Source organism: Mesorhizobium sp. ORM8.1 (assembly GCF_053005525.2).
Genome location: NZ_CM132600.1, coordinates 4,675,391 through 4,688,547, shown reverse-complemented (window position 1 = coordinate 4,688,547; position 13,157 = coordinate 4,675,391). Strand labels below are relative to the sequence as shown.

Genomic DNA, 13,157 nt, shown 5'->3' with positions numbered 1-13,157 from the left:
TCACTGTCGTCCGAACCGTTTGGCGATCGCTGCCAGGCCGCGATGCAGCGACACGCGCACCGCCGTCTCGGTGATGCCGAGCTTGGTCGCCGTCTCGCCGATCGAACGGCCGTCGACCGAGATCGAGGAGACGACCGAGCGTTGCGCCGGCGGCAGGCCATCGAGCGCCCGGTTGATGTCGCGCTCGCTGACGGTCTCGGCTTCCGGTTCGGCAAAGGTCTCGGCGATATCGTCGACATCGATCTCGATGCGCCGACCTCGGCGGCGGAAGGCATCGATCAGCTTGAAGCGGGCGATCGCATAGATCCACGGCAACACCGGCGCGTCCTGGCGCCAGGTGTGACGTTTGACATGAATGGCCAGCAAGGTTTCCTGCACGACATCCTCGGGGTCGACCCCGCCCTGAACGATCTTGCGCCTGGCAAACCCGCGCACCAGCGCGGCAATCCGGTGCAGAAAGTCGGCGTAAGCCCTTTCGTCTCCCGCGATCGCGGCCCTGAGTAGCCCGGAGAGCTCGGCCTCATCCTTGCCGGTCACAAGAGTTTACCCCCGAAGTTCGCGTCTCGGCCCTGGTTTGTTACGTGGCCGGCGAAATAATGTCCAAGCCAAAACCACGGCAAATCACGAAAGTTTGCAGGCCTCGTTCTCACTTGGCGCCGAATGTGGCGCCCCAGAAATATCTCAGTCCCCTGCGAACCGTCAGCTTAACGCGCTTGCGACGGTATTTTTTTCGCAAGGCGCCCAGGATCTCAAGATGAGTCGTGTCGATGTCCGGGCTCGACTCGGGATCGTCCGCATGGGGCAGTTGCATCAATGCCCGCGCATGCATATCCGCGTAGGGCTGTGAATCATACGTATCGAAGGGTGTTGGCGGATAGTTCAGCACAGTGGGGTTGGTGTTGATCTCGAACACCTGGATGCGATCATCGACGACGGTGTAGTCGATCCGGCCGTATGAAATCCTGGCTTTGTCGAAGATTGGCATCAACGCGCCTGCATGCGGATTATCGCGGACATAGGCGGCATGTTCGGCTAGCTGTTGTCCCGACATGCCTTTGCCCGGGTCCTTTACGAACCATTGCTCGCTGGCGAAGCAATGCTGCGCGTAGCTGTGCGCACCGATGCGGTAGGCCGCGTATTTTCTGTAGCTGCCGTCGGCGGCCGCTTTCGATCCGAACTCCACCAGCATGGGGCGAACAAAGTTCATCTTGCCCAGCTTCGAAAGCTCCTGGTCGAGCTCGGCCCGTGATGACAGCAGCCGCGGTGTCTTGTAGGTCGCACCGGCCTCGTCGCGCAGGAAAACAGGAAACTGCACCCTCTCGGGTAAAGTTTCCGGCCGGTACACGTTGAAACCATTGGTGCCGTCCGAAAACAGCATGCGCAGCAGATCGAAACGCTGAACGGTTTGCCGGGGATGATTGAATTGCAAGAGGTCCGGCTGTTGCAGTCTCATGCGCTCTGCGAGATTGGCGCTTGCCTCGATCTCGGCGTCGCTCAGCCGGTCCATATCCGCCCAGATCGCCGAGCCGCTGGATATCCCAAGCAGATGCGCGCCTTCGTCATGGGGGACGATGCGGATAAAATCCTGCAGATCTGTTCGAAAATAGATCAGCAGGCTTGCCAGAGTATTGGCATGTGAGCGATGGCAAATGTAGAAGATCATGAGGTACCCACCCTCCCTGATGTATCCCCAACGGCGGGCATAAGGAAATCACCCATTTCACAAGCAACCATCCTACGATGATGGCGATCACATTTCGTCACCTTGCAGAGGCCGATATCCCCGGCATGGTTGCCATGGAGATGGCAACCTGGGGACCAATTGGGGCCAATGAAGAGGTGATCCGGCGTCGCCTGTCACTTGGGCATACTATGATCGTGGCCATGGTCGAAAACGCTATTGCTGGCGCTATCTGCTTCGTGGAGACCAGCCAGGATCCTCGCGAGACGGAAAAGTTCCCTCGGACTTTCGCCGCTTACTCTTCGTTTGCCAGGAGCGAACCGGCGCGATCGCTCTATGTCTACAATCTTGGCATACGGCCGGAGTTTCGCCGCACCGACATGGCGCGCCGCCTCTTGTCGCAGCTGACCGACCATGGCCGCCGGGTCGGTACGCGTTGGCTGGTCGGCGATGGACGTTGCCCGTCCTATGCCGGGGCGCAGGACGACTTTCCCGACAAGGTGCAGCCGGATCCGGCATTTCGCCAGACCATCGATGATTGGCATCGCACAGGTGTGATGCCTTCAGTCGGATCGATAACGAAAGACCCGCTGCTGCGCTTCTACAGGCGCGTTCTGCACTGTGAATTTCTGCACCTGGCGCCTAACTTTCTGCCCGAGGACCTGAGCTCTGGCGGGTTTCGCGTCATCTTCGCCGTTGATCTCGACCGATGACAGGCACGATGACAAGGAAGGTCGACCTTTTCGATCCGTTCGCGCTGGACGGCGATCCGTTTCCTGAATTCGCCCGCCGTCGCAATGCCGGCGCCGGCAGTTGGGGCAGGCCTCCTTATCCAGAGGTCGGCGAGGCGTTCTACGTATTCAGCCACGCGCTTGTGTCGCAGGCCTTGAAACACCCCTTGCTGTTGCAAGCGCCGCCCGGCGCATATCAGGAGGTCAGGCAGAAAATCAGCGCCAATCCAGCGTTGGATCTCTTGACCCGTTCCATGCTTTTGTCCGATCCGCCGCGGCACATGAACCTGCGTCGGCCGCTGGCTGGTTCGCTGGCTTTTTCCGCCGGCAGGGGACTGTTCGACCAACTCGCGTCCAGGGCATCGCAACTGGTGCAAGCCGCCGCGCAAAAGCCGGAGTTCGATGCGGTCGTCGATATAGGCCTACCCCTCGCCTTCTCGGGCCTGGAGCAGATCCTCGGCGTCGACATCGATGACCCGTGGCGCATCGGCCACGATGCCAAACTTATGGCCTATGCCCTGGACATGAGGATTGGCGGCGTCAACGAGGATGCAAACGAGGCCTGCCGCCGGTTGGAGACATGGGTATTGCAGGCGATAGAACGCGGCGCCGTGCACCCAAACGGCATTTCAGCCCAGATGCTGGCTGAGGTCGAGGCCGGTCGCTGGCGAAGAGATGATGCCGTTGCAAACATCGTGTTTCTGCTCTTTGCCGGGCAGGCGACGGTCGTGGATACATTCGGCAACGCGTTGCTTGCGCTGGCAAATTCTCCTGAGCAGCTGTCGTTGCTCGAACAAGGGGATGTCAGTTGGTCCGCGGCGGCCGAGGAACTGCTGCGTTTTTGCGCGCCGGTCCAATATGCCGGAGCGCGCATCGCGGCGGAAGATTTGCTGTTTGGTGGTGCAGCCATAAAGGCTGGGCAGGCTGTCGTGCCTGTGCTGGCGAGCGCCAGTCGAGACGTTTCAGTCTTCCCGGCCGGCGATCGGCTTGATCTGCGGGCCGGCAATTCATCGGCACTTGCGTTCGGCACCGGACTTCATGCCTGCCTTGGCCAGCATCTTGCCCGAGTGGAACTGGCAGTGTTGCTGGAGGCCCTGTTCACCCGGGCCAAAGGCTGGCGCCTCGATGCTTCAAGGGTTTTAAGGCGGCCTTCGGTGCTTTTCCACGGCCTGCAAACCGCTCCTATGATCCGACTGGTCAATTAGCCATCCGCTCGAATTCCACGCTGCTTCTTACTGCCCGTGGAATTATCTGCGCGCTCGCGACGTTGTGCGTCTGCAAGAACAATGTTGACTACCGCTGTCAGGTATCGATAGGTGGACTCGCCAAACCCAGATCGAGGACGATACCTATGAAATTTGCTCTTTCCACGCTTGCCGGCGCCGCGCTGGCGCTCGGCCTGGCTGCCAGCCCAGCCATGGCCGAAGACGCTGGCATCGTTGTCTACAATGCCCAGCACGAAAGCCTGGCCAAGGAATGGGCGAAGGGCTTCACCAAGGAAACCGGGATCAAGGTGACGCTGCGCAACGGTGGTGACAGCGATTTCTCCAACCAGATCGTCGCCGAGGGCGCCGCCTCGCCGGCCGACGTGTTCCTGACCGAGAACTCGCCGGCAGTGGCGCTGGTCGAGGGCGCGGGCCTGTTCGCGCCTGTCGACACCGATACGCTGGCGCAGGTGCCGCAGGAGTATCAGCCGTCGGGCGGCAAATGGATCGGCGTCGCCGCCCGCAGCACCGTCTTTGCCTACAACACGAAAAAGCTGAAGGAAGACCAGTTGCCCAAGTCGCTGCTCGACCTTGCCGATCCGAGCTGGAAGGGCCGCTGGGCCGCTTCTCCCTCAGGCGCTGACTTCCAGGCCATCGTCAGCGCCCTGCTTCAGCTCAAGGGCGAAGCCGCGACCGCCGGCTGGTTGAAAGCGATGAAAGAGAACGCCACCGCCTATAAGGGCAACGGCACGGTGATGAAGGCCGTCAATGCCGGCGAGATCGATGGCGGCGTGATCTACCATTATTACTATTTCGGCGATCAGGCCAAGACCGGCGAAAACAGCCGGAATGTCGCGCTGCACTATTTCAAGAACCAGGACCCGGGCGCCTTCGTGTCGGTCTCGGGAGGCGGCGTGCTGGCGTCCAGCAAGCATCCCAAGGAAGCCCAGGCTTTCCTGAAGTGGGTGACCGGCAAGGGTGGCCAGGAAGTGCTGAAGACCGGGACCTCTTATGAATACGCCATCGGCAAAGGCGTGGAATCCAACCCGAAGCTGGTGCCGCTGGCCGACCTGCAAGCGCCGAAAGTCGACCCGGCGGCTCTAAATTCCAAGAAGGTCATCGACCTGATGACGCAAGCCGGCTTGCTTTAGTCCCTGTTCGTCCTAAAAGGGCAAACGACCGTGCTCCCGCGGGAATTCGCGCGGGAGCGTTTTTGTTTTGGAGACCGCCTCGTCGATGACGATCGACCGCGCATCCGGCCGCATCGGCAGCATATTGGACCGCTTCCGCCGCTTGGCGGTGGCGAGGCACCGGCCTGCCTGATGCAGTCCGCGATCGACATCACGCCTTCAAGGCTGCCGGTAGCCGGGATGAAGAAACGACGGCCGGCGTCGTGGATCACGCTTGCTGCCGCTTTGGTGTCGCTCGTTGCGCTGCTGCCGCTCGGTTTCATCATCTGGGTCTCCATCCAGACCGGCTGGGACACCGTGGCGGCGCTGATCTTCCGCCCGCGCGTCGGCGAACTCTTGGTCAATACGATCCTGCTCGTCATCGTCGCCGTGCCGATCGCCATCGTGCTGTCGATGGCGCTGGCCTGGCTGACCGAGCGCAGCGACCTGCCGGGCAACCGCCTCTGGTCCTGGCTGTCCGTCGCGCCGCTCGCCATCCCCGCTTTCGTGCACTCCTATTCCTGGATCAGCCTGGTGCCTGGCCTGCACGGGCTCTGGGCCGGCGTGCTGGTCTCGGTCATCGCCTATTTCCCGTTCCTCTATCTGCCGATCGCGGCGGCGCTGCGCAGGCTCGACCCGGCGCTGGAGGATGCGGCGGCAGCACTTGGCCTTGGCCCGTGGCGCGTCTTCGCACGCGTCGTGGTGCCGCAGCTGAGGTTGGCCATCTGCGGCGGCTCGCTATTGGTCGGCCTGCATCTGCTTGCCGAATACGGCCTCTTCGTCTTCATCCGTTTCGACACCTTCACGACGGCGATCGTCGACCAGTTCCAGTCGACCTTCAACGGGCCGGCGGCCAATATGCTGGCCGCCGTGCTGGTCGTCTGCTGCCTGGTGCTGCTCGCCTTCGAGATGATCGTGCGCGGCGAGGAGCGCTATGCGCGTGTCGGCTCGGGCGCGGCGCGAAAGCAGCAACGGACAAAGCTTGGCCGCGCCGCGCTGCCTTGCCTGTTGTTGCCGGCCGCCGTCGCGCTGCTTTCGCTCGGCGTGCCTTTCGTCACCGTCAGCCGCTGGCTGGTGGCCGGGGGCGTTGATGTCTGGCGCTGGGACGAGATCAGCCTGGCGCTCGGCCAGACGCTGTTCCTTGCCATTGCCGGCGCACTGCTCGCCACCGTCGCAGCGATGCCGATGGCGTGGATCTCGATCCGGGCGCCGGGGCGCCTGCAGCGCCTGCTCGAGAGCTGCAACTACATCGTCGGCGCGCTGCCCGGCGTGGTGATCGCGCTGGCACTGGTCACCATCACCGTGCGCGTCGCTCTGCCGCTCTACCAGACACTGTTCACCATCCTGTTCGGTTACGCACTGATGTTCCTGCCGCGCGCTTTGGTCAGCTTGCGGGCCTCCATCGCGCAGGCGCCCGTGGAGCTGGAGCGCGCCGCCTCCAGCCTCGGCCGTCCGCCGATGAAAGCGTTGTGGTCGACGACCATCCGGCTCTCGGCGCCAGGAGCTGCCGCCGGCATGGCGATGGTGGCGCTCGGCATCACCAACGAACTCACCGCCACCCAGATGCTGGCGCCCAACGGCACCCGCACGCTGGCGATGGCCTTCTGGTCCTACAGCGGCGAGATCGACTACGCCTCGGCCGCCCCTTACGCGCTGATCATGGTGGCGATGTCGCTGCCGATGACCTGGCTGCTCTACGTCCAGTCGAAACGGATGGCCGGACGATGAGCTTGCTCGAACTCAACGGTGTGGCGAAGAACTACGGCCCTGTGGCGGCCCTCGGCGGCGTCGACCTCGCGGTTGAAAGCGGCAGCCGCACGGCGATCGTCGGTCCCTCCGGCTGCGGCAAGACCACCTTGCTCAGGCTGATCGCCGGTTTCGAGGCGCCCGACAGCGGCCGTATCGCGCTCGATGGCAAAGTGCTCGCCAACGGCCACGCCGCCGTGCCGGCGCACCGCCGCGGCATCGGCGTGGTGGCGCAGGACGGCGCCTTGTTCCCGCATCTCAGCATCGCCGACAATATCGGTTTCGGGATGGCGCGTGGCGAAGACAGGCGCAACGAGCGCATCGTTGAGCTCGCCTATATCGTCGGGCTCGACAAGGCGATCCTGAAGCGCCGGCCGCACGAGCTATCCGGCGGCCAGCAGCAGCGTGTCGCGCTGGCCCGCGCCATGGCGATGAAGCCGCGGCTGATGCTGCTCGACGAGCCGTTTTCGGCGCTCGACACCGGCCTGCGCGCCTCGATGCGCAAGGCGGTTGCGGAATTGCTGGAAGAGGCCGGCATCACCACCATCCTGGTCACCCACGACCAGGCCGAGGCGCTGTCCTTCGCCAGCCAGGTCGCGGTTATGCGTGACGGGCTGTTCTCGCAGGTCGGCACGCCGCGCGAGCTCTATTTCCAGCCCAAGGACAGGATGGTCGCCGAGTTCCTCGGCGATGCCATCATCCTGCCGGCCAAGATCGCCGACGGCTTTGCCGTCTCGCCACTCGGCCGCATCGCGGTGGATACGCGCGAGCGTCGCGACCTTGGCCGCATCATGCTCAGACCCGAGCAGGTCATGCTCAAGCGGACCTCGCGCGAAGGCATGTCAGGCACGCCCGACATGCTGTTCGGCGAGGTGACGGACTCCGAATTCGCTGGCTCTGTCTGCACGATCGCGGTGCGCCTGCTCAACAATCCCGACCCACCGGACGCCGCCGCGATCGGCAACACGCCGCTCATCTTGCGCAAGACGGGCATGGACGCGCCGGCAATCGGCGAGATCGTGCGGCTCACCGTCACCGGCAAGGCGCATGTCTTTCCCTGAAGATTCCCGACCAAAGCGTGTTGAGATTCAGGTCAGGCCGAGTCGAAAATGGTGGTTTCCGAGAACCGGCGCGGAGCGTACTTAAAGTACGTGAGCACCGGAAGCGCAGGAAACCGCCATTTGCAGGCCGGCCTCACCTGAATATCAACATGCTTTAACGCACGCGCTGCCCTGTCGCCGGCGACCACAACGGCCATTGCTCCAGGAAATCACAGCTGTGGATGACGACGCGCCGGCCGTCGATCAGAACGATCGAATAGGCGGGCGGCGCCTGCTCGACCACTTCGTCACCGACCAGGTCGAGCACGAAGCGGGCATGCAAGCCGCGCTGCACCGAGAACGGAATGCCGGCGACCGTGCCAGCGATATCGCGATGGACATGGCCGAAGAAGATGTAGGCGACATTGCCGTGACGGGTGAGCACATCGAGCAGACGCTGCGGCTGTTCGAGGCCAAGCGGATCGAGCAGGCTAAGCCCGAGTTCGACCGGTGGATGATGCAGGAAGATATAGGCCGCCTTGCCCGCCGCCTCACCCAGCCGCGCGTCGAGCCAGGCAAGCCGGTCGTCGCACAGTTCACCGGTGACGCGGCCTTCGGCCAGGCTGTCGAGGAAAACGAGGCGTCCTTCCTGCGTATCGACCACCGATTGTACGAAACCCTTGTCGTCCGAGCCGTTGTCCGGAAAAGCAGCGATCAGATTGGCGCGCCGGTCATGGTTGCCCGGCAGCAGCCGGTAGGGCACGGAAAGGCGGTTGAGCGCCGCTTTCAGGTCGGCGTAGGCTTGCGTGTCACCGGCATCGGTCAGATCGCCGGTGAAAATACAAAGCGTCGCGTCGGCGTGGCGGGCATTGATGTGATCGATGCAGCGATCGAGTCGGTCATGCAGATCGGCGCCGTAACGTATCTGGCCCCGGCGGCCGAGATGGACGTCGGTGACCTGGATGATCTTCATGCCATGAACCTTCAATCAAATTTCGCAACGCCGCCGGAGGCCAGCTTTACAGCGCCGGTTCCGGCACGGATGCCTTGAACACGTCAAGCCGGCTGCCGGTTTCGGACGAGAAGAAATGCAGATCGCCCTCGGCGAACTGCAAGCCGACCGCACTGCCCGGCTCGGGATGCACAGTCTCGGACGTCACCACCGAAAACGGCGCCCCGTCGAGATCGACATAGATGACGCGGCCAGCGCCGAGTTCCTCGACCAGATCGACGGTCGCTTCAAGCGCGCCCGGCGTTCCGGGCGCCACCAGGCGCACGGCCTCGGGCCGGATGCCGACGGCGACCTTCGAGCCGACCGGCAGGCCGGCGCGGGATACGTTGAGTTTGCGGCTGCCGCCAAGCAGCGACAGCCCTTCGAGCGTAATCTCGCCCTCGAGCATGTTCATGGCCGGCGCGCCGACGAAGGTTGCCACGAAACGGCTCGCCGGCCGGCTGTAGACTTCGGCCGGCGTGCCGACCTGCTCGACACGGCCGCCGTTCATCACCACCAGCCGGTCGGCGAGCGTCATCGCCTCGACCTGGTCGTGGGTGACGAAGACGGAAGTGGCACTGAGCCGCCGGTGCAGCTTGCGGATTTCCGAACGCATCTGCACGCGCAGCTTGGCGTCGAGATTGGACAGCGGCTCGTCGAACAGGAACACTTTCGGTTCTCGGATCATGGCGCGGCCCATGGCGACGCGCTGCCGCTGGCCGCCCGAAAGCGCCATTGGCTTGCGGTCGAGCAGATGTTCGAGCTCCAGCGTCCGGGCGACCGCCTGGATGCGTTTTGTGCGCTCTGCGGCGGGAATGCCGGCGACCTTCAGCGAATAGCCGATGTTCTGCGCCACGCTCATATGCGGATAGAGCGCATAATTCTGGAACACCATGGCGCAGCCGCGCTCGCGCGGTTCCAGTTTGTTGACGACCGTGCCGTCGATCGCGATCGTGCCGCCCGAAATCTCCTCGAGCCCTGCGATCATGCGCAGCAGCGTGGACTTGCCGCAGCCAGACGGCCCGAGGATGACGACGAATTCGCCGGACGCAAAGTCGAGGCTGACACCGTGCACGACCTGCATCTTGGCGTAGCTCTTGGTGACGTCGCGAATGGTGATGGAGGCCATTGTTTGCTCCCTATTTTTCGGTGGCGATCAGGCCGCGCACGAACCAGCGCTGCATGAGCACCACGACGAGCAGCGGTGGCAGCATGATGATCAGTGTTCCGGCCATGGCGATGTGCCATTCAGGCGCGCCCCCGACATTGGGGATGAGCTGCTTGAGTTCGGTCACTGCCGTGGCGTGCGACTGGTCGGTGGTGATCAGCAGCGGCCACAGATACTGGTTCCACGCCCACAGGAACATGATGGTGCCGAGCGCGGCCATATTGTTGCGCGACAGCGGCAACAGGACGTCGATGAAGAAGCGCAGCGGACCGGCGCCGTCCATGCGCGCCGCCTCGGTCAGCTCGTCTGGAACGGTCAGGAAGAACTGCCGGTAGAGGAAGGTGCCGGTGGCGGTGGCGATCAGCGGCAGGATCAGGCCGGGATAGGAATTGAGCATCCCCAGGTTGAGCGCGACATGCACGCCCGAAACCTTCTCGATCAGCCAGGATAGGCCGGTCAGATCCATGATCGTCTGATAGGGTTCGAGCACGTTGGCGACGACCGCATAGGTCGGCACGATGCGCACTTCCAGCGGCAGCATCAGCGTGACGAAGATCAGCCAGAAGATAAAGGTGCGGCCGGGGTAGCGAAAATACACGATCGAAAAGGCGGTCAGCGCCGAGATGATGACTTTGCCCGCCGCCACACCGAAGGCCATGATGAAGCTGTTGAGCAGCTTCGGCCCGAGATCGGCCGTCGTCCAAGCGGTCTTGATGTTGACCCAGAAGTCGCTGCCCGGCAGCAGCGACATCGGCACGTCGTTCACATCTTTGATGTTGTGCGATGCGGCGATGGCCACGATGGCGAACGGCGCGATGCAAAACACGAAGCCGACGAACAAGATCACATGCGTGAAGAAATTCAGGAATGGGGTGCGCTCTACCATGGCCATCTCACCTGTAGTGCACGCGCCGCTCGATAAAGCGGAACTGGAAGATGGTGAGCACGATGATCAACAGCATCAGGATGATGCTCTGCGCCGCAGCGCCGGAGTAGTCGAGGCCTTTGAAACCGTCGGAGTAGATCTTGTAGACCATCAGATTGGTGGCGTTGGCCGGGCCGCCGGCGGTCATGATGTCGACGATGCCGAAGGAATCCTGGAAGCTTTCGGTGATGTTGATGACCAGAAGGAAGAAGATCGTCGGCGTGATCAGCGGGAACTGGATGTCCCAGAAACGTCTGATGACGCCCGAGCTGTCCATTGCGGCGGCCTCGATCAACGAGCGGGGTATGGCCTGGAACGCGGCGAGGAAGAAGATGAAGTTGTAGCCGACATATTTCCACGAGAAGGCGACGATGATCGACGCCATGGCATCCGCGCCATCGAGACCCGGATCCCAGATCCCCGGCCACATCCGGTTGATGACGGAAAGGAACCCCGCCTCCGGCGCCAGGATGAAGCGGAACGCCAGCGCCAGCGCTGGTGCGGCGATGCCGTAGGGCCAGATCAGCACCACGCGATAGAGACGCGAGCCGGTGAGCTGTCGATCTGTCAAGGCGGCGAGCACGAGCGCGATGAACATTGCAAGCCCGGTGCTGATTCCGGCAAAGACGAGGCTGGCGGTAATCGAGTTCCAGTAGTCGGCGTTGGCCAGGATCGAGCGAAAATTGTCGAGCCCCACCCAGATGTTGCCGCCGCCCCAGGGCTGCTGCAGCGTCAGCGACCAGTAGACCGCCTGGCCGGCCGGCCAGTAGAAGAAAGTGAAGATCAGCAGCAGCTGCGGCACCGCAAACAGGATGCCTATCGTCCATTTGCTGAAAGTGACGCGTTTTTCCATCGATCCGCCGATGCCGTTGAACCGCCAGCCCGCTTGGGCAGATTAGAGCATGTCTCCCGAAAGTGGGAACCGGTTTCGGGGGACATGCGCAAAATCAAAAACCTGTAGGAAATGGCCGCCCGTCGATTCTCGGCGGGCGGCCGTTCCGCTATCCGGGATCAGGGCAGGGTCTTACCCGGATAGGTCTGCTGGAAGCGATCGAGGATGGCGTCGCCGTTCTTGACCAGCGCGTCGAGGCCTTCCTGCACGGAGACCTTGTTGGCGAAGATCGCCTGCATCTGGGTGCCGAACTCGGCGCGGATCTGGGTGAAGTTGCCGAGGCGCACACCACGGGTGATGTCGTTCGGCTCCGACGCGGTCAGGCTGGCGATCGCGACTTCACGGCCCTTGTAGGGCGCCTTGTCGTAGAAGCCTTGCGACTTCATGAAATCGAAGCCCGATTTGGTCACCGGGATATAGCCGGTGTTGGTCGACCAGAACAAAGCCGTCTTGGGATCGTGGATGAAGTTGAGGAAAGCGGCCGCGCCCTTGTATTCGGCGTCCGACTTGCCCGACAGGACCCACAGCGAAGCGCCGCCGACCAGCGAGTTCATGCGCGTTGTGCCGGCATAGACCGGCAATTCGGCGACATCCCAGTTCATGCCTTCCTTCTGGGTGCGGGCGACCGTGCCGTGATCGCCGACCGAGGTCAGGATAACCTGGCAGGTGCCGGTGGCGAAAGCCTGCACCATATCCTGGCCGAGATCCTTCGACTTGATCTTGATCAGGCCGGAATCATACCACTTCTTGAGGTCGGTGACGTACTGTACGAACTTGGTCTTGTTGACTTCGAGACGAGCGTCGAGGCCGTCATAGCCGTTGTTCTTGGTGGCGACCGGCTGGTTGTGCAGCGCCGAGAACTGCTCCATCAGCTGCCAGCTTTCGTTGGCCGAGATGTTGATGGCCATCGGGCACTCATAGCCGGCCTCCTTCAGCGCCTTGAGGTCGGCGGCGACGTCTTCCCAGGTCTTCGGCGCTTCGGTCTTGCCGATCTTGGCGAAGGCGTCCTTGTTCCAGTACATCAGCGGGGTCGACGAATTGAACGGGAAGGACAGCATCTCGCCCTTCGAGGTCGCGTAATAGCGGGCGATGCCGGGGAAATAATCGCTGTAGTCGATCTTGTAGCCGTTCTCTTCCATTAACTTGTCGGCAGGCTTGTAGGCGCCCGACAGCATCATGGTGGCGGTGCCGACGTCATAGACCTGGACGACGGTCGGCTGCTTGCCGGCGCGGAAGGCGGCGATGGTGTTCTGCAGCGTGGCGTCGTAATTGCCCTGGCTGGTGCAGACCACCTCGTAATCGGACTGCGATGCGTTGAAGTTCTTGCACAGCGTGTCGACGACGCGGGCGAGATCGCCCGAAAGGCCGAACCAGAAGTCGAACTTAACCGGCTCTGCAAAAGCAGGCGCCGCAAGCGCGGTGCTGAGCGCGCAGGCGGCAAGGGCAGCGAAGCCCCGCTTGATCATGGTCATGGGTTTTTCCCTCTTGAGTGGCAGTATGACAAGGGTTTTGCGCAAGTCCTTGCCGCTCTCATAGAGAAGGTATGTGACAGTTCTGTTGTGACCCTGAAGGCCTCGTGGACAGCCAGTCTCTCCTCCCCTGGCAGCGG

At 62.7% G+C, this 13,157-nt stretch carries 12 protein-coding genes; 5 read left to right on the top strand and 7 right to left on the bottom strand.

Going from position 1 to position 13,157, the window contains the following annotated elements; translation table 11 throughout:
* Together ACVDG8_RS23600 and ACVDG8_RS23595 are read right to left on the bottom strand one after the other, a co-directional pair.
* A complete protein-coding gene (locus ACVDG8_RS23600; RefSeq protein ID WP_447256870.1) occupies positions 1-537 on the bottom strand; it encodes a sigma-70 family RNA polymerase sigma factor in 537 nt (178 codons plus the stop codon).
* 109 nt (positions 538-646) lie between these two features.
* Positions 647-1,663 carry a hypothetical protein gene (locus ACVDG8_RS23595; RefSeq protein ID WP_447256869.1) on the bottom strand — a complete coding sequence of 339 codons (1,017 nt, stop codon included), beginning with the start codon at positions 1,661-1,663 and terminating at the stop codon, positions 647-649.
* Positions 1,664-1,788: 125 nt separating this feature from the next.
* On the opposite strand from ACVDG8_RS23595, the gene ACVDG8_RS23590 reads away from it, so the two are divergent.
* The 5 genes from ACVDG8_RS23590 (at position 1,789) to ACVDG8_RS23570 (ending at position 7,593) form a co-directional block, all read left to right on the top strand.
* Positions 1,789-2,394, top strand: coding sequence for a hypothetical protein (locus tag ACVDG8_RS23590; protein WP_447256868.1), 606 nt, complete (start codon positions 1,789-1,791; stop codon positions 2,392-2,394).
* A gap of 8 nt (positions 2,395-2,402) precedes the next feature.
* Positions 2,403-3,617, top strand: coding sequence for a cytochrome P450 (locus tag ACVDG8_RS23585; protein WP_447256867.1), 1,215 nt, complete (start codon positions 2,403-2,405; stop codon positions 3,615-3,617).
* Between the two features lie 146 nt (positions 3,618-3,763).
* Positions 3,764-4,768, top strand: coding sequence for an iron ABC transporter substrate-binding protein (locus tag ACVDG8_RS23580; RefSeq protein WP_447256866.1), 1,005 nt, complete (start codon positions 3,764-3,766; stop codon positions 4,766-4,768).
* 171 nt (positions 4,769-4,939) lie between these two features.
* Complete coding sequence (locus tag ACVDG8_RS23575; protein WP_447256865.1) at positions 4,940-6,514, top strand: ABC transporter permease; 1,575 nt, start codon at positions 4,940-4,942, stop codon at positions 6,512-6,514.
* Positions 6,511-7,593, top strand: coding sequence for an ABC transporter ATP-binding protein (locus tag ACVDG8_RS23570; protein WP_447256864.1), 1,083 nt, complete (start codon positions 6,511-6,513; stop codon positions 7,591-7,593). The genes ACVDG8_RS23575 and ACVDG8_RS23570 overlap by 4 nt, the downstream gene beginning before the upstream one ends.
* A 154-nt stretch (positions 7,594-7,747) precedes the next feature.
* Here ACVDG8_RS23570 and ACVDG8_RS23565 read toward each other — a convergent pair whose 3' ends face one another.
* From ACVDG8_RS23565 to ACVDG8_RS23545, 5 genes are all read right to left on the bottom strand, one after another.
* Positions 7,748-8,545, bottom strand: coding sequence for a phosphodiesterase (locus tag ACVDG8_RS23565; protein ID WP_447256863.1), 798 nt, complete (start codon positions 8,543-8,545; stop codon positions 7,748-7,750).
* A 46-nt stretch (positions 8,546-8,591) separates the two neighbouring features.
* Positions 8,592-9,692: a sn-glycerol-3-phosphate ABC transporter ATP-binding protein UgpC gene (gene ugpC / locus ACVDG8_RS23560; protein ID WP_447256862.1), complete on the bottom strand. Its 1,101-nt coding sequence runs from the start codon at positions 9,690-9,692 to the stop codon at positions 8,592-8,594.
* Between the two features lie 10 nt (positions 9,693-9,702).
* Positions 9,703-10,617 carry an ABC transporter permease subunit gene (locus tag ACVDG8_RS23555; protein WP_447256861.1) on the bottom strand — a complete coding sequence of 305 codons (915 nt, stop codon included), beginning with the start codon at positions 10,615-10,617 and terminating at the stop codon, positions 9,703-9,705.
* A 7-nt stretch (positions 10,618-10,624) separates the two neighbouring features.
* A complete protein-coding gene (locus tag ACVDG8_RS23550) occupies positions 10,625-11,509 on the bottom strand; it encodes an ABC transporter permease subunit (protein WP_447256860.1) in 885 nt (294 codons plus the stop codon).
* Between the two features lie 158 nt (positions 11,510-11,667).
* Entirely contained in the window at positions 11,668-13,020 is a 1,353-nt protein-coding gene (locus tag ACVDG8_RS23545) for an extracellular solute-binding protein (protein ID WP_447256859.1), read from the bottom strand.
* Positions 13,021-13,157 lie beyond the last annotated feature (137 nt).

Coding starts and splice junctions, on each gene's coding strand:
- ACVDG8_RS23595 (WP_447256869.1), bottom strand. CDS start 1,663: ATGATCTTCTACATTTGCCATCGCTCACATGCCAATACTCTGGCAAGC.
- ACVDG8_RS23590 (WP_447256868.1), top strand. CDS start 1,789: ATGGTTGCCATGGAGATGGCAACCTGGGGACCAATTGGGGCCAATGAA.
- ACVDG8_RS23585 (WP_447256867.1), top strand. CDS start 2,403: ATGACAAGGAAGGTCGACCTTTTCGATCCGTTCGCGCTGGACGGCGAT.
- ACVDG8_RS23580 (WP_447256866.1), top strand. CDS start 3,764: ATGAAATTTGCTCTTTCCACGCTTGCCGGCGCCGCGCTGGCGCTCGGC.
- ACVDG8_RS23575 (WP_447256865.1), top strand. CDS start 4,940: ATGCAGTCCGCGATCGACATCACGCCTTCAAGGCTGCCGGTAGCCGGG.
- ACVDG8_RS23570 (WP_447256864.1), top strand. CDS start 6,511: ATGAGCTTGCTCGAACTCAACGGTGTGGCGAAGAACTACGGCCCTGTG.
- ACVDG8_RS23565 (WP_447256863.1), bottom strand. CDS start 8,545: ATGAAGATCATCCAGGTCACCGACGTCCATCTCGGCCGCCGGGGCCAG.
- ugpC (WP_447256862.1), bottom strand. CDS start 9,692: ATGGCCTCCATCACCATTCGCGACGTCACCAAGAGCTACGCCAAGATG.
- ACVDG8_RS23555 (WP_447256861.1), bottom strand. CDS start 10,617: ATGGTAGAGCGCACCCCATTCCTGAATTTCTTCACGCATGTGATCTTG.
- ACVDG8_RS23550 (WP_447256860.1), bottom strand. CDS start 11,509: ATGGAAAAACGCGTCACTTTCAGCAAATGGACGATAGGCATCCTGTTT.
- ACVDG8_RS23545 (WP_447256859.1), bottom strand. CDS start 13,020: ATGACCATGATCAAGCGGGGCTTCGCTGCCCTTGCCGCCTGCGCGCTC.